Source organism: Phormidesmis sp. 146-33, assembly GCF_052939515.1.
In genome coordinates this window covers 96,685-113,232 of sequence record NZ_JBJPHU010000003.1, presented here as the reverse complement: position 1 = coordinate 113,232, position 16,548 = coordinate 96,685, and the positions used below count along the sequence as shown (strand labels likewise).

Genomic DNA, 16,548 nt, shown 5'->3' with positions numbered 1-16,548 from the left:
TGCAGAAAGTGGACTAGTTGAATTAGAACAATCGACGGTTTAGTAAATTACTCTCATTCTACTGTCCGCCTCACGCCTCACGCCTCACTTAGCTCGCCGCGATCGCTCAGCCTTTTTAGGAAATGGAATCGTTTTAGAAGCAGGACGATCGGTGCGAGGCAAAGACACCACTTCCGCTTCACTGCTTTCTCGTGCGACTCGGATCAACAACGCCGCCGCCAGCAGACTAGCAATCATCGAACTGCCGCCATAGCTAAAGAGAGGAAACGGCAACCCTGTCGTGGGTAAAGCTCCCGTCGCGACCGCAATATTCAACAACGACTGACCGACCATCAGCACCATCACCCCGATCGCCACCAGTCTATGCACGATCGATCGCGCTTTTCGAGCCACCATCAGAGCAAACGTCGCATAGGTGAGCAGCAGTCCCATCAGCAAAATGCCGCCAATCAAGCCAAATTCTTCGGCAAACACAGCATAAATAAAGTCAGTGTATTGGATCGGTAGATAGAACAATTTTTGCTGAGATAAGCCAAACCCCGTACCAAACGTGCCGCCAGACCCAACCGCATACAGACTTTGAATCAACTGATAGCCGTCTCGCATCGGGTCAGCCCACGGATTGAGAAACGACATGATCCGTTTGCGCTGGTATTCTCGAAACGTCACGCTCACCATTGCCAAGAGCACTCCCGCTCCCGCTGTGCCACTCAAATAGAGGTAAGGCAACCCCGCCGCCAGCGCAATCAGCCATAGCGTCATGCCACAGAGCGCCGTTGTGCTCAAGTTTGGCTGAAGTAAGATCCCCACCAGCAGCACGCAGAAAATGCTGATCCAGGTCAAGCGCACTGCCCAAGAAAGCCGCTCCCACTGTCCAAAAATCCGCGCTCCTTGCAAAATCAGAAAGGGTTTGATCAATTCTGATGGCTGCATGAGAAAGGGCCCCAGCGGAATCCAGCGTGCTCCGCCATTGACCGACGTTCCGACTCCAGGCAGCAGCGTCACGACAATGCCCCCCAAAAAAATCAGCAGCAGCCAATCGGCAACGCCCAAAACATAGCGAAGGGGCACATGCACCAGCACGTTGAAGCCAATCATACCGATGGCGATCGCCAACATCTGCCGCTTTACGTAGTACAGTCCGTCTCCATACTCTGCATCGCCCACCGGATAGGAAGCCGAAAACATCACCGCCAACCCCACAAACAGCCAGAGAAAGGTCAACCATCGCAAAATTCGAGCTTCAAAGGCCCAATCTGCCGCAGTGGTATCTAAAAAAGGGATCAGTTGGCGCAATTTCACAGCGATCGTTCTCCCATCTAGTGATCTTTTGAGGGTCGAGTCTGAATTTTAGGGCTGAATCAGATTTCTAACTCAGTGTGAATTTTTAGAAAATCTAAACAAAAGTAAATTTGATGAAGTTGTTTCGCTTCGGTGTTTCGTCTTTTGTGCCCCAAGCTGCCAACTCTGAGGGACTTTTGGACAAGACTTCTAATTCAAAGTTCCTCATGGCTAGAGGGCTTTTTGAATTGACGACCCCTTGGCGGTATCTCGAAGCGCAGAACTTCATTCAATCTGCGTTAACTTCAAAACCCAAAACGGTTATCGGTTTCTCAGTTCTGCTTCGAGTTTGTCTACGTCGTCTCTGAGAAAAACGGTCAGCCGTCCCGAATAAGCCAGTCCCTCTGGAGTTTGGGCAATTTCTAGCCAATAGGCGTAGCGGCTTCCTTTGCGAAGTTCTCCCTGAAGTGCGGCGAGGAGCGGATTTTTTTGAGCGACGGCCTGCTGGATTGCAGTTTCGCTGGGGTAGGAATAGATTGGTTGGGCGCGATCGTAGTCCTGAAAAACCTCCAATCCATAGATCGCTCTCAGAGATTCCTGAAGCCGATTTTGAGTCACGCCGTTTAGCATGTCAAAGATTGTCAGCCGCTGACTGCGAATGATTCTGGCGTTAGGAGAAGACTTAATCCTCCCAGGCGGAAGCAGCGACGCTTCAAAGGTAAATCGTTGGGCCGCCGAAGCGCTTTTGGTGATCAAAAATTTCTCGCCTCGCCCCGGTCGCAAAGTCGGATTGGCCTTAATCCAGGCGGCCACCTCATCCGTCGTCTGTCCCGGTAGTGCCCTCGCGGGAGCAGCCACCAAACCCAACAGCACGATCGCCCACACCACAGATTTCAATCGATCGACCTTCATAAAAACTCCACCACAACAAGTCATCACTTTCCCCATTTCGAGACTCAAGACAAATCAACCTTTCATCCCTCATCCCTCATCCCTCATCCCTCATCCCTCATCCCTCATCCCTCATCCCTTTCTTCTACGGCTCGATCGCCACCTTCACCACTTTTCTCGCTTTCATGTCTTGAAACACCTGTTCTAAATTTTGAAGCGGTTGGCGATCGCTGATCAAAAGCTCAAACGGAATCGCCTCACTCGCAATCAGGGCCAGCGCCGATCGCACAAACTCTGGCGTATTGTGAAACACCCCTTTTAAGGTCAGTTCATTGTAGTGGAGTTGTTCGGTATTGACGGTAATTGTTGTGTCGCGAGGACAGCCCCCAAACAGATTCACGGTAGATCCCGGACGCGCACAAGCGATCGCCGTCTCCCACGCAGCCGGAACGCCCGTCGCCTCGATCACAATATCAGCGCCCCAGCCGTCGGTCAGATCTCGCACCAGACTCGGCACATCGACCTGTCGATAATTGAAAGTTTTTGCGGCTCCAAACTTTTCGGCAATCTGCAATCGAGGATCGCTACCGCCAAACACAAAGACTTCAGTCCGTTGAGCGAGAGCCGCCACAAACATCAGTCCGATCGCTCCATCTCCTAACAAAACAACTCGATCGCCGGATTTGGCATTCGATCGAGCGACTCCATGCAACACGCAAGCTAACGGTTCAGTCATCGCGGCCATCGCATCAGAGAGATTGTCTGGAATGGCTAAAAGATTTTGCTGAACGATCGGAGCAGGAATTTTCAAATACTTGGCAAAGGTGCCGTTGTTGAAGGTCAGATCGGTGCAGAGAGAATATTCTTGTCGCTGGCAAAAAAAGCACTTGAGACAGGGAGCCGAATTGTTGGCAACGACGCGATCGCCCACCTGCCAGCCCGATACGCCGTCTCCTAGCGCGACGATTTTCCCAGCCGCTTCATGACCAAACAACGTGGGTGGCTTGAGCATTTTGGCATGTCCGCCTCGTCGCCAAACCTTCAGATCCGTTCCACAGGTAGTCGCGGCTCCGACTTGCAGGATCACTTCTCCCGGTGCAGGCGTGGGATCAGGAACAGTCTCCAATCTCAGGTCTTCTTGACCGTACAGTAAAGCTGCTAACACGAGCGATCGACCTTCTTTACGCAATGTTCAAAAATCTTACTGGATCTTGCGCCAATTAGCTGATCTCCCTTGACCGAGCGTGAACCTAAGATCGGTGGCCAAATCTCAGTATATTTACCTGAAATGTCGCAACCTCAGTTTCAGATTTCTCTCTACGAAGAAGATTTTGCTTTATGGATTGAGCAAACAGCCGCCAGCTTGAAGAACGAAGCGTTTGATCAGGTAGATATTCCTCATATGATTGATGAACTCTCCGCTCTGGGACGCACCGAAAAGCGAGAACTCAGGAGCCGATTAGACTGCCTTCTAGTTCATCTTCTCAAGCGAGTCTTTGTGGATAGCAGTAGTAAAAATAGCGCGTGGGAACGAACGATCGCCGACCAGCGCAAACGACTCAAGTGGCTGATCGAAGATTCACCGAGTTTAATTTGCTACATTGACGAAATTTTTGCCGACGCTTACCAGGATGCGTTAGCCGAGGTGCAAAGCACGTATCGCAAGACTAGATTTCCTGATGAATGGGGGTGCGATCGCAGTGTGGAGACGCTACTTTCAGCCCAGTTTTGGCAAGATTAGATTTTGGCAAGCTTAAGAAATGCAGAATGAATTTAGCCTCTAAATTGACTGTTCATCACTCTGCAATCCTAAAGTGAATTCGATGGAGTTTTCTCGCTTCGTTGTTCAGCGCTTCTTGCCCCCCAACCCCCCAATTTTGGGGGACTTTGAGACAATAATTTCTCGTTCAAAGTCCCTCACTTGTGGGGGATTTAGGGGGCTGCGCGGATTGGTAACCGTAGCGAAGGATTACCATCGAATTCACGTAAATTGATGCGCTCCGTCAGCCTATTCGTAGATCCAGGAAAGGATTGTAGGCTGCCAGTTCACCAGTTCTTCTTCTTTAAACCAGAGTGCGATCTCACTTTGAGCCGTTTCGGGCGCATCCGATCCATGAATCAGGTTGCGACCAATGTTTGCGCCATAGTCACCCCGAATTGTGCCCGGTTCAGCCGTGAGCGGATTGGTTGCGCCGATCACTTTTCTTGCAGCCGCAATCACACCATCGCCTTCCCAAACCATCGCGACGACGGGGCCAGAGGTGATGAATTCAACCAGGCTGCCAAAAAAGGGACGTTCTTTATGCACTCCATAGTGCTGTTCTGCGAGTTCGCGGCTGACGTTCATAAACTTGAGGCCGACGAGGGTAAAGCCTTTTGTCTCAAAGCGACCAATGATTTCGCTAATCAGCTTGCGTTGTACACCGTCGGGCTTGATTGCTAGAAATGTCCGTTCCACAGAGGCGCTCCCAGGAGAGTAATTTTTACAAGATCAGATTAGCTTAGAACGGCGGCGATCGGGAGGGAGGAGGGAGGAGGGAGGAGGGAGGAGGGATGAGGATGAGGGAGGGCTGGCTTTAAAGTCTTCTAGAATTGGCAGCTTGGGGGGCAGAAGGCTTCGGCATCAAAGCGAAAAAGCCCATTATCGAGATCGATCGCTTTGAGTAACTCGCGAGGGGTCACTTATCTCGGAGATCGATCGCTGGAGAAAGGGGTTGCCGACGGCGACACGGGGAAGGCGATGCTTAAAACTACAGAGAATCTCCCAGGAAATGGTGCCGAGAGTCTTGGCCCAATCGTCCGCCAAAATCTGCTGGTTGCCATCTTGACCCAATAGCGTCACGACTTCGCCTTCTTGTAGAGCGGGAATGCTGCTCACATCCAACATAATCTGATCCATCGTGATCGAGCCGATTTGGGGCACCCGTTGACCTCGAACCAATACTGTCAAATGATTAGAAAGATTGCGAGGAATGCCGTCTGCGTAACCAATTCCGACTACAGCAATTTGCGTTTCTTTGTCAGCGACGAATCGATGCCCGTAGCTCACTCCGGTTCCTGGCTGAACGGTTTTGACCTGGGTGACTCGCGCTTTTACTTGCATGACAGGCTTGAGATCAATCTGACCTCTTAAATGGTCTGCGGGATAAAGTCCATAGATGACCAGTCCCGTTCTCACCAGGTCATAGTGCAGATTGGCATCGGTCAACGTGGCTGCTGAGTTGGCGAGATGTAGACGAGGGCGATGAGGATTGGGCGCAGGCGAAAACCCACAGGCTTGAATAGCAGTTTCGTAGCGCTGCTGTTGTTGCCGCATGATCGTGGGATCAGGGTCGTCAGCCGTGGCTAAATGAGAATAGATGCTGGCGATCGCCAAATTGGGTAATCGCTGTACCAACTGCACAAATTCAACTGACTGTTGCCACGGAGTGCCTAATCGAGACATGCCCGTATCTAACTTGATGTGAACGGGAAGCGGCGATCGCGACAGGTGACTCATCGCTTCGGCAAACACGAGGGCCTGCTTGGGCGTACACAGGGTGGGTTGAAGCTGCCAGTGAGCGATCGCTCGAATCTGTTCGGCTGTATGCGTTGCGCCCATGAGTAAAATCGGAGCGTTGATGCCCGCTTCTCGCAGCTCGATCCCTTCGGGAATGGTTGCGACTCCCAGCCAAGTGGCCCCACTTTGCAAAACGGTTTGAGCGACGGTGACGGCTCCGTGTCCATACGCATCGGCTTTGACGACGGCCATCAGCTCCGTCTGCGCCGCCAGCAATCCACGAATTTGCTGAATATTCTGTGAAAGCGCGACCAAATCAATCTCAACCCAGGCCCGCTCTCGCTGCATCAGAGCAATGCTGGAACTTTGATCCCAACTCAACATGACAGACTCCTCTTACACCACACACGATTTGATTTCTGCAATCGTACTTCTCCAAACTCTGAATGGTCTACCCACTCCACTCTGACTGTAAGACGCTTTTGTGAGAAATCTGGCAGTCTAAATCTGCAATCAGAGACAAAATAGAAGTTGAATCGGCGATCGCCATTTGTATAGAACGGGTAAATTTTTAAAGGCAGAACTTGTGTAACCAGCAAGAAATCTCCCCAATCTGGGAATCTTATGGGCAAGTAGGGGGCGATCTCTGCGTAAAATTGCGGGACTACCCCGCTTACTAAGTTAAAGACTTTAAAGATCATGGCCTGTTTAATCTCCGCATACTGAGGCAAACTGTAAACACTTGACAGGGGCGCATCGAATACACGGTACGGGACAAAACGCTACATGGAACTGATCGACCAGCAATACGCCAGAGATGGGGTAGGACGAAAATTTCTACGATGGATTAATCTTCGTCCAGAAGAAAGCGAACGCACGTTGCTCATGTTTGCGTTCTATACTACGACGGCGATCGGTCTGATGTGGCTCGAAGCCAGCGCCGTTGGACTCTTTCTCGAACAGTATGGTGCAGCCAATCTGCCGATCATCTATATTGCCAGTTCTGGAATTAGCGTCGGGCTAGGCTTTCTTTATTCGTGGCTACAAAAATATCTGTCACTGAGGCGAGTCATTGTCCTGATTGCGCTGTTGATGGCGCTACCGTTGTTGTTGTTGCAGTTTGGGCTGAGTTTTCCGGCGGGTGCGGCGATTAGTGGCATTATCGTTCTCAAAACGACGGTATTGTTGCTGCGACTGTGGCTAGAGGCGATTTATGTCTTGAATGACCTGAATGCGTCAATCACCGCCAATCAGCTTTTTAACATTCGAGAAATTAAGCGGACGTATCCCTTGATCAGCAGTGGGGTACTGGTCGCCGATATTGTCAGTGGTTTTTCATTGCCGTTTGTGTTGGCGGCGTTGCCTCGCGATCGCGGCATTCCCACCGTCATTGTGCTCTCATTTGTGATGATGCTGATCGGCGCAGGCATCTTGTCTTACCTGTGTCAAACCTACCAGCAGTCCTTTCCCGCTTCTCGACGCAGAAGAGACGATCGCCAGGTCGAAAATCGTCAGGAAGTTCGCGGTAAGATGCGGCGCTATGTCGGGCTGCTGGTTGTCTTTTTTATCATGGCGCAGGTGCTGTTGTTGCTGGTCGATTTTCAGTTTCTCAGCCAGCTTGAAAGACAACCCGAATTTTCTGCCCAAAGTGAGAAGATCGCCAGCTTTCTCTCCGTATTTAATGGCGCGCTGGGGATTTGTGAACTGATCGCTCAATGGCTGTTCTCAAGTCGCGTGATCGAGGCGGTGGGAGTGTTTCAGACGGTGATGGCCCTGCCTGTTGTCGTCGTACTAATGACGATCGGCATCGTGATTTGTGAAATCGTCGCGTCGGCACCCCTACCGATCTTTTTGGGACTGGTGATGCGTAAGTTTTTATACGAACTGCTGCACTACACCCTGTTTGCCAGTGTGAGTCCTGTGTTGTTTCAGCCAGTGCCCGAAGCCGTGCGGGGAGGACTCCAGGCTAATATTCGCGGCATTGCGGAACCGATCGCCACGGGTGCCACGGGCGTTGTTTTATTCTGGCTGGTCTGGTTGACGGAGCAAGGTGAAACGGAGCGGCAGTGGCAAAATTTGATTTTTGGGGTAATGATTCTCCTGGCGGTGGGCTGGTGGGTGGCAATCTACTTGCTCAAACAGGATTACGTCAAGCTACTCGTCTTTAGCGCCGGACGGGGACAACTCAGCGGATCAGATGTAGACTTACGAGAACTCAAACGCGCCGTGATCGAGGCACTAGACAAGCCCGGAGTCGAAGCGGACAAGCGATCGTGCATTGAGCTTCTCAGCCAGATCGATCCCAAAAACGTCGGTGAAGTGCTGGCTCCCTTATTAGACAAGCTCACGCCCAGCTTGCAGCAAAAAAGCCTGGAGGTGATGATCGCGCATCCCAGTCTGTCTCATCTGCCCTCGGTCAAAGATCTGATCACCCAAAAGCCTGCCCCCGAAGTCATGGCCGTCGCGCTGCGCTATATCTGGCTCACCGATGAAAATCCGGATATTCGTCAACTGCGATCGTACCTTCATCCCCAAATCGACCCGATCATTCGCGGCACGGCTGCGTCTCTCATGCTCAAGCAGGGCACCCCCACCCAAAAAGCGGAAGCGACGAATGCGTTGCGGCTAATGTTGACTCACAAGCACAAACAAGAGCGGGTGATGGGCTGTCGGGCGCTGGGTGAGGCGGTTTATTTGCAGGCGTTGCGGCTTTACATCCCCAATTTGTTACAGGATAAATCGCTGCCTGTGAGATGTGCGGTGCTGGAAGCGATCGGAGCCACCCGCTTAGAGGAATACTATCCGTCGCTGTTGAGAGGTCTGAGCTACAAATCGACGCGCAATGCTGCCCAGAGTGCCTTGGTGAAGCTGGAAAACGATGCCTTAACGATGTTGGTCAGTCTGGCCGAAGATGTCCACCAACCCAATCTGGTTCGTTCTCACGCCTGGAGCGCGATCGGGCAAATTGGTACCAGAGAAGCGATCGAGATTCTCATTGCCCACCTCAAAACCTCCTGGGGAGAAACGCGCCGCAATATTTTGAGAATTCTGCTAAAAATTCCTTTAGAAAAAGGGATCGAGGCGGTGCTGGATCGGCTGGGACGGCGAGGTGTAGAGCAGTTGATCGATCAGGAAATCATGTTTATCGGTCAGATCTATGCGGCACTGGTCGATTTGACTCCAGAACGGGCGCGCGGACAGGAAGCAGATCTGTTGAGGCGATCGCTGCGAGATCTTCCCAGTGATGGCATCGATCGACTCTTTTTGTTGATGAAATTTCTCTACTCGCTCAACTCGATTCAGGTGGCTTCTTTTAACCTTCAGTCTGGCTCAAAGTCTAATATGGCCCAGGGTTTAGAGATTTTAGACAACACCTTAGACATTCCCAGCAAACGTGCGCTGTTAGCGATTTTGGACAGCAACCGAGATGTAGACAAGCTGCAAAGTCTAGCGGGAATTGTGGGCTATGAGCCGATGAATCCGCACAATCGCCTTCGCTATCTGCTAGATTTGCGTCACTTTTTATCAGACTGGTCGCTGGCCTGCTGTTTTCATCTGGCGCGTCAGTCTCGTTGGAGCCTTACCAGTGAGCAGATTCTCGCCTGTCTCAATCATCCCAAAGGCTTTGTGCGCGAGGCGGTTTTGTCTTATTTACAGCTTGCCTCTCCCAGTGCGCTGATCCGAATTTTGCCTATGTTAGAAAATGACCCGGATCGTTTAGTCGCCAGCCAGGTCAAACAAATGATGGAAGGGCTAAATCTAGGGCAAATTCCCATCCGACGATTTCAAGACGACGACGATATGCCCAGTACGGCGGAATTGGAGCCTCTGTAATGAGGGATGAGGGAGGAGGGAGGAGGGATGCATCGTCTTGGACAGGTATGATTTTGAGGCAGGGAATCAGGGATGAATAATCAGCAGACAACGATGATGAATGGCCAAACGATCGTAGACAAGCTTTATGTGCATTACTGGATCAACAAGCGGCTAATCTCTAAACCGATCGCCCTACTTCATCCCTCATCCCTCATCCCTCATCCCTTCCTCATCCCTCATCCCTTCCTCCTCCCACTGTCATGCTAAATAGCTTTGAACGTCTGCTACTGGTTCGAGGAGTCCCCATCTTTCAGGAATTGCGGGATGATTTTCTCGTGCGGTTGGCTTCGATTATGGATGAGCGCTGCTTTAATGCCAAAGAGGTGATTATTACTCAAGGGCAGGAGGGGCGATCGCTCTACATCGTGGCGCAGGGCATGGTAAAGGTACATATTGGCGAACAAGAATTGGTGCAGTTAAAGAAGGGGCACTTTTTTGGGGAGATGTCGCTGTTTGATGCGGAGCCTCGGTCTGCGTCGGTGACGGCTTTAGAGCGGTGTGATTGTCTTGTCTTGACCCAACAGCAGTTATATGAAGCGATCGACGAAACTCCCGGTATCGCCCTGAATATTATTCGCATTCTCTCTCGTCGCATTCGCGAACTCAATCTCAAACTCAACGCCAAAGATCACGAATTGGGAATGCTCAAAAGCAAGCTGGATCAGGAGATTTATAACGAGCCTGCACCACGATCGCAAAAACTGAGATAGATGGGGCAATTTTCAAGAGGGATTAGGTCTCAGGAATATCCTTTGAGTAAAATCAGCCTACAAGGAGCAACTTTTATCCCTACATCAGAGCAAAAAACGCAGTGCTTCACTCTAGGTTGCTGGTTTACTAAACTTTACTTACAGGCATATGAACACAAAGCTGATCCATTACTCAATTGCTGGAATTCTTGCAGGAACCATCACACTTTTGAGTGGAACTGTATATGCTCAAGAAGTGCCCAATCTTAAAAAAGAAATGCCCTACGCACAGGCAAGAGAACTGTTGATCAATAAAGGATGGCGAGCGATCGAGATTCCAATCCTCCAACGTGGCGATCAACTCTTTGGTGCAACAAAGTACATCGTCAAGGAGCTTGGTTATAACGAAGTCGTTGATTGCTCAGGAACCGGAATGGGATTCTGTCGCTTTGAGTTTGAGGGGCCTGATGGACGCAAATTAATTGTCATCACAGTTGATAACCAGAAAAAACAGCAACCGATCGTATATCGCTGGTCAATTGAAGCGCACGACAAAGCGATCGACTAGTTCCAGTTTTTCGGTAAATCCAATCAACCCAAAGATCAGGTCAGGAGTTTTACTTTATCGGCGATCGTAACCAGCGTTCCACAAGTTTGAGGCTTGCTTCAGTACTGAGGCTCAGATAGAAACGAACCTCTGTGGTTGGCCATTGTTGCCCCTCTAATGTGAAGAGTAGATATGTAGATTAATCTCTGGAGAATGTGAATCACCGAGTCCGTGCCCCTTTCAGCCAAACTCAGTATAATCCCCATAAACCACTGCATCTTAACAGACTCTTAACAAAACTCACTTAGATAGCAAGACTATCGCCAAATTGAATAAGCTTTGTTATGGTATGCAGTACAGTAAGTTGCAGGCTCTACCCAAACGCTCGATCGAGGATTATTCTCGATTTTGTAATCTTGGCATCTTTACGAAATTTTGCGTAAGTGTATACATAGTGAGGCTAATACACCAAATTACGCAGATTAGGGCTTAAGCGACCCAGCAAAGTTGTGGAGTCATAGTTGTGGAGTCATAACTATTTCAGGCATTAGGAATTGTTCTGGCAATCTAGGCAGGAACTAGAGCAATCATCAATGCGAGCAACAAAAGGGCATCTCTCCAGATAGCACAAGATTATCTACCAGACTTTATCAACTCTCCTAAATCTACAGTTCGTGTGATCTAGCGAGTTCTATCTAAGTGCAATTATCAAAGGGCAAGCGTAGTGGTTATCAATCGAGCCATTGCGATCGTAAAAAGCAATCCGAAGTGTAATGCTATGTCATTATAATCATCCTGATTGCGCTTTTATAACTTGCTAATGTTATTTGCATGACGAATAGAAAAGGGTGTTTCACCAGATAAAAGTCATCTATTTTTGGCTTTTTGACGGTCAAGGATCAAGCTGTACCAATCGAGGTTTTAGCTGATGAAGAATCCAACTTCTAAACAACGCTCTACTTCTATTTTTTCCAAACTTCTCAGGCTCAATTTCTCTTATTTTTTCTTAAGCCGCATTGCATTATTACCAGGAAGAATTAAACGATATATCTTCTTTAGCAACGATATTATTATCTTTGTTGTTGCGATTTATATTGCTCTAAGCTTACGCTTTGAAGACTCCTCCGTTAAAGAACAAATTGCGCTTTACTCTTCGACGATCGTTCTGGCGATTCCTGTTAAATTCTGCATCTTTTATCTGACAGGCATGTATCACTCCCTGCTGCGTCACACCGGAGTCGAAATCTTTGGTTTGGCACTCAAAGCCGTGGTGATCAGTGAAGGAGCCTTGACCGCGACCTGTGCAGTGCTGCAATTTAGACCCCTGCCGCGATCGGTGCAAATCATCTCTGCGCTGGTGACCTGGGTGCTTGTCGTTGGCATCCGCTTTTTGATGAATCACCTCCTCAACCGGGTCGAGGCTCCCACTCCCACTAAATCCCCCACTGCTCCCATTTCGCCACAGCCCCAACGCCTGATCATCTATGGTGCAGGAGCCGCTGGATCTCAAATCTTCCAGGCCTTGTTGCGGGAGCATACTTATGATGTCATCGCATTTGTAGACGACAATGCAGCAGTTCAGGGGCGCTTGGTTAATGGGCTGCGGATTTATCACCCCGACCAGTTGCCAACCTTGGTGCCTCGCTACGAGATCAAAATGGTGCTGTTGGCGGTTCCTTCTGCCACCCCGCAAGACAAGCGTCGCATTTTAGAATCACTCAAGGGGTTGTCGATCGAAGTCAAAACCCTGCCGACCGTTGCCGAAATTCTCACCGGAAAGGTGTCGATCAAACAGATCCGAAATGTAGACATCGCTGACTTGTTGGGGCGTGAAGAAGTGCTGCCTGACCCCGGATTGTTGGGCGTAAACATTACAGGAAAATCAGTCCTGGTCACAGGGGCCGGCGGATCGATCGGCTCAGAACTGTGTCGCCAAATTGCTCAACAAAATCCTAAAGTACTGGTTTTGTATGAGTTGAATGAGTTTGCGCTGTATTCGATCGACATTGAACTCGCAGAAGCCTATCCTCAGATTCCTCGTGCGGCCTGTCTGGGGTCTGTCACCGACGCAGAACGGCTCGAAGAAGTCTTGACCCAATACGAGGTTGAGACCGTCTACCATGCGGCCGCCTACAAACATGTTCCGCTCGTCGAAGCCAACTCTGCTCAAGGCATCATTAATAATGTCTACGGCACCCTTACCGCCGCTCGTACCGCCAACAAATGTAAAGCCAGTACGTTTGTGTTGATCTCGACCGACAAGGCCGTGCGCCCGACGAATGTCATGGGAGCCACCAAGCGATCGGCCGAACTCGTCCTCCAGGCGTTAGCGGCTCAACCCAAAACCTACACGCGCTTTGTCATGGTGCGATTTGGCAACGTCTTGGGCAGCAATGGGTCGGTAGTTCCTCGATTTCGCAAGCAGATTGCAGAAGGCAAACCGATCACGCTGACGCATCCTGATATCACCCGCTATTTTATGTCTATTCCCGAAGCGTCGAGGCTTGTGATCCAGGCGGGGGCAATGGGCAAAGGAGGCGAAGTCTTTTTGCTAGAGATGGGAGAGCCAGTCAAGATCTACGATCTGGCCACCCAAATGATCGAATTGAGCGGTCTGGTGCCGGGTGAAGATATTGAGATTTTGCTGACGGGTTTGCGTCCAGGCGAAAAGCTTTATGAAGAACTTTTGATCTCAGGCGAGAATGCGATCGAAACCGACCATCCCAAAATCTACGCAGCTAGAGAAAACATGATTCCCTGGCGAGAGCTTGAGCCACTTTTGAACAAGTTATTTCTCGCCGCAAACCAAAAAGACACACTAGCGATTCGATCCATTCTCAAAACTCTGGTGCCTGAGTACAAACCTCAACAGCACAATGCCCTAGTTATGAAGCAGGGATGAAGTTGCAAAACGATTCAAAATTCAAGCCGGATCTGACTCCTCACCCCTTCCTCCGCAAAACCACGACCGATCGCCGAAAAATTCATGTAGTTTCCATGACGCTACGCGATCCGTCCTGATACATTCACTAACCTTCTGTATCAGTATTCAAGACTTTTAAGAACAAATCGTCATTCACCTGCCGATTCTGATCCGATGCTCACACTCGTTCACTTTTTGATGGCTACCGATCTGGCGGAAAATTCTGGACTCTGGACTCTGGACTTTGAACTTTATACCCAATCAATTTGTTAATGCGACAGATCCTTCGCCCCCTAAATCCCCCATTCTGGGGGACTTTGAGAATCCGAGACTTCTTTGGCTTGAAGTCACCCACACGGGGGGGATTTAGGTTGCTCTCCCAGATCTGTAGCGCTCAAAGATCAATTTGGTATTAGACAAATCAAAGCTTTCGTCTTCTGTCTAAGGTCTTCCGTCTAGCGTCTTCCCACCGTCTTCCAACGTGCCCGCTGTCGTCGCCATCACTCAGAGAATGGATGTAGCGCATCCGGTTCGACCGTTCTGTGGTTTATGAGGTTTTTTTATGCGTGTTTCAGTTATCGCACTTGGCGCTATTACGGCTCTATTTGCCCACGAACTTATTGGTAACGATGCCGTTACTCCCAGCGCCACGTCTTCTACCGCTAAACCCGGCAACAAAGACGCAGCCAAGCCTACAGCGCCTCCTCAGCTCCCCCAGGCGATCGCTCAACCAGAAACACTGCCCTCGCAGACATCCGCAAGGTCGGCTGGTGACAAAACTCTAGATCTTCTCCCCGCAGACCTGGCCCTCAGTGACTCCGCTAATCTGGGTAACGCGATCGATCTGCCGCCTCCCCTCAAAATTTCTGCAATGCCCTCCGTCGATCGCTCGATCAGTGTTGACCAGTTGCCGCTAGATGCGATCGTGTCGGCCTCGGTGCAGTCTGACAGCAAGCCTGCGCCCGCCAAACCACCCACCCCAGCAAAACAGCCTGTCGCGACAAAACAGCCCGTCGCCGCAAAGTCTCAAGCTGGGCTGACGGATATTCAGAATCATCCCGCACGATCGGCGATTCTCTCTCTCGTCAAGCAAGGCGTGGTGAAGGGCTTTCCAGATGGCACTTTTCGCCCCGATCGTCAGGTGACTGATGGTGAATTCAAAGGCATGATGCAAAAAGGACTGCAAAAAAGTCGAGAAAGCGTCGAAGCGTTGGATACACCGTCTAATGTCGTGTCCCGCGCTGATGCTGCCCAATTTGTCTACCAAAAAATAATAGCTCGCTCCAGTGCAGCCGCTTCTAACGCCATGCCGCCAGCCCCAACCCTGGTTGCCTCATCTAGCGCTGCCCAAGCGGTTCAATCCAGACCGCCCCAGACCTCCCCTCAAATGAGCACTGTCAGCATTGCCTCGTCTAGCGTTGCTCAGGCGGCTCAACCCAAACTCCCTCAGCTATCGCCTGGAATTGACCCCAATCAGCCGTCCAATATGACTTCGCCACCTTCTCTGATGGCCGCCGCCTCAAGCGATGAGTCTTATACCCTGGGGGCAGGCGACAAAATTAAGGTCGATGTGTTCAATGTCCCTGAGTACAGCAAGGATTACCAGGTTTTAGTCAACGGAACGCTCAACCTGTTTCGGATTGGCAGCGTTTCTGTAGAAGGAATGACCCTCAAACAGGCAGAAGCGGCGATCGCGGCAAGATACAGCAAGTTAGTCAGAAAAGCGCTGATTGATGTGACGCTATCGGCACCTCGCCCCTTAAACATTGCGGTTGCAGGGGAAATTGGCCGTCCTGGCTCTTATACGATGCCGTCTGACAATGGGAAGTTTCCCACGATTACGCGCCTGATTCAGCAAGCGGGCGGTATGACTCAAGCGGCAAATCCCCGTCGAGTGGTGGTGACCCGTCCGCAGCGATCGGGCAGCAATCAAACCTTTGACGTTAACCTCTGGGAGCTATTTCAAACTGGAAACCTGAGCCAAGACGTGACTCTGCGCGATGGCGATACGGTATTTATTCCTGCGGCGACGGCGATCAACCTAGCGGAGTCTTCTCAGTTGGCGGCGGCTAACTTTGCGACCGATAAAACTCAGCCTCTAAACATTGCTGTGGTCGGGGAAGTCGCTCGTCCTGGGCCTTATGTGTTGACCAAAACAGGAGGAATGCCAACCATTACTCAGGCCGTTCAGCAGGCGGGCGGCATTACTCAAATGTCCAATATTCGTCAGGTTGAAGTGCGTCGAGCGACGCGATCGGGCAACCCTCAAGTCATCAAAATTGACCTCTGGCAGCTTTTGCGCTCCGGAGATTTAAGTCAAGACCTGATTTTACAGCAAGGAGATACGATTTCGATTCCGACTGCGACGGCTTTCAACCCAGCGGATGCGGCCCTTCTAGGCTCACCTAGCTTTGCTCCAGTCTCGATCAAAGTCAATGTTGTAGGCGAAGTCGTCAGACCTGGAGCAGTAGACGTACCGCCGAATACGCCATTAAATCAAGCGCTCTTAGCCGCAGGCGGATTTAATCGAGATGCGCGCAAGGCGACTGTAGAACTGATTCGTCTCAACCCTGACGGCACGGTTTCTCGTCAAGCAGTCCCCATCAATCTGGCACAAGGGATCGATGCGAAGGGCAATCCGATTCTTCGTAACAACGACATTATTGTGGTCGATCGCTCTGGGCGGGCAAAGGTCACCGACACTCTAGACTCAGTTCTGGGGATTGTTCAGCGGATTCTGCCGTTTGGCGGTTTGCTGCGGTTTTAGACAAGAAGGCTCGTTTTCGCTCTCTGGTTCCAGCCATTCATTCATTTTCGAGAAGTCGCGGCTCGCTGATCAACA

General features: G+C 50.6%; 13 protein-coding genes. 8 read left to right on the top strand and 5 right to left on the bottom strand.

Going from position 1 to position 16,548, the window contains the following annotated elements:
* Positions 1 to 84: 84 nt before the first annotated feature.
* From ACJ2PR_RS02460 to ACJ2PR_RS02450, 3 genes are all read right to left on the bottom strand, one after another.
* Positions 85 to 1,302, bottom strand: coding sequence for an FtsW/RodA/SpoVE family cell cycle protein (locus ACJ2PR_RS02460; protein WP_446859146.1), 1,218 nt, complete (start codon positions 1,300 to 1,302; stop codon positions 85 to 87).
* A 300-nt stretch (positions 1,303 to 1,602) separates the two neighbouring features.
* Complete coding sequence (locus ACJ2PR_RS02455; RefSeq protein WP_446859145.1) at positions 1,603 to 2,193, bottom strand: hypothetical protein; 591 nt, start codon at positions 2,191 to 2,193, stop codon at positions 1,603 to 1,605.
* A gap of 124 nt (positions 2,194 to 2,317) precedes the next feature.
* Complete coding sequence (locus ACJ2PR_RS02450) at positions 2,318 to 3,361, bottom strand: zinc-dependent alcohol dehydrogenase (protein ID WP_446875775.1); 1,044 nt, start codon at positions 3,359 to 3,361, stop codon at positions 2,318 to 2,320.
* A 99-nt stretch (positions 3,362 to 3,460) separates the two neighbouring features.
* Here ACJ2PR_RS02450 and ACJ2PR_RS02445 point away from each other — a divergent pair, with 99 nt between their 5' ends.
* Positions 3,461 to 3,913 (top strand): DUF29 domain-containing protein, encoded by a 453-nt coding sequence (locus ACJ2PR_RS02445; RefSeq protein WP_446875774.1) that lies wholly within the window; start codon positions 3,461 to 3,463, stop codon positions 3,911 to 3,913.
* Between the two features lie 267 nt (positions 3,914 to 4,180).
* On the opposite strand, the gene ndk is transcribed toward ACJ2PR_RS02445, so the two are convergent.
* Both ndk and alr read right to left on the bottom strand, forming a co-directional pair.
* Positions 4,181 to 4,630 (bottom strand): nucleoside-diphosphate kinase, encoded by a 450-nt coding sequence (gene ndk / locus ACJ2PR_RS02440; protein WP_446875773.1) that lies wholly within the window; start codon positions 4,628 to 4,630, stop codon positions 4,181 to 4,183.
* 183 nt (positions 4,631 to 4,813) lie between these two features.
* The gene (alr, locus tag ACJ2PR_RS02435) at positions 4,814 to 6,055 is read right to left on the bottom strand and encodes an alanine racemase (protein ID WP_446875772.1); all 1,242 of its coding nucleotides are present in this window, start codon (positions 6,053 to 6,055) and stop codon (positions 4,814 to 4,816) included.
* 402 nt (positions 6,056 to 6,457) lie between these two features.
* Between alr and ACJ2PR_RS02430 the strand changes: the two genes are divergently transcribed.
* The 7 genes from ACJ2PR_RS02430 to ACJ2PR_RS02400 all read left to right on the top strand — a co-directional run bounded on the left by ACJ2PR_RS02430 (position 6,458) and on the right by ACJ2PR_RS02400 (position 16,473).
* Complete coding sequence (locus ACJ2PR_RS02430; RefSeq protein WP_446875771.1) at positions 6,458 to 9,505, top strand: Npt1/Npt2 family nucleotide transporter; 3,048 nt, start codon at positions 6,458 to 6,460, stop codon at positions 9,503 to 9,505.
* Positions 9,506 to 9,577: 72 nt separating this feature from the next.
* Positions 9,578 to 9,754, top strand: coding sequence for a hypothetical protein (locus ACJ2PR_RS02425; RefSeq protein WP_446875770.1), 177 nt, complete (start codon positions 9,578 to 9,580; stop codon positions 9,752 to 9,754).
* Positions 9,748 to 10,257 (top strand): cyclic nucleotide-binding domain-containing protein, encoded by a 510-nt coding sequence (locus ACJ2PR_RS02420; RefSeq protein WP_446859138.1) that lies wholly within the window; start codon positions 9,748 to 9,750, stop codon positions 10,255 to 10,257. Before ACJ2PR_RS02425 ends, ACJ2PR_RS02420 begins: the two co-directional genes overlap by 7 nt.
* A gap of 148 nt (positions 10,258 to 10,405) precedes the next feature.
* Entirely contained in the window at positions 10,406 to 10,804 is a 399-nt protein-coding gene (locus ACJ2PR_RS02415; RefSeq protein ID WP_446867331.1) for a hypothetical protein, read from the top strand.
* A 907-nt stretch (positions 10,805 to 11,711) separates the two neighbouring features.
* On the top strand, positions 11,712 to 13,685 hold the full coding sequence (locus ACJ2PR_RS02410) for a polysaccharide biosynthesis protein (protein WP_446859136.1): 1,974 nt from the start codon (positions 11,712 to 11,714) through the stop codon (positions 13,683 to 13,685).
* A complete protein-coding gene (locus tag ACJ2PR_RS02405) occupies positions 13,682 to 13,804 on the top strand; it encodes a hypothetical protein (protein ID WP_446867332.1) in 123 nt (40 codons plus the stop codon). The genes ACJ2PR_RS02410 and ACJ2PR_RS02405 overlap by 4 nt, the downstream gene beginning before the upstream one ends.
* Positions 13,805 to 14,268: 464 nt before the next feature.
* On the top strand, positions 14,269 to 16,473 hold the full coding sequence (locus ACJ2PR_RS02400; RefSeq protein ID WP_446875769.1) for an SLBB domain-containing protein: 2,205 nt from the start codon (positions 14,269 to 14,271) through the stop codon (positions 16,471 to 16,473).
* Positions 16,474 to 16,548 lie beyond the last annotated feature (75 nt).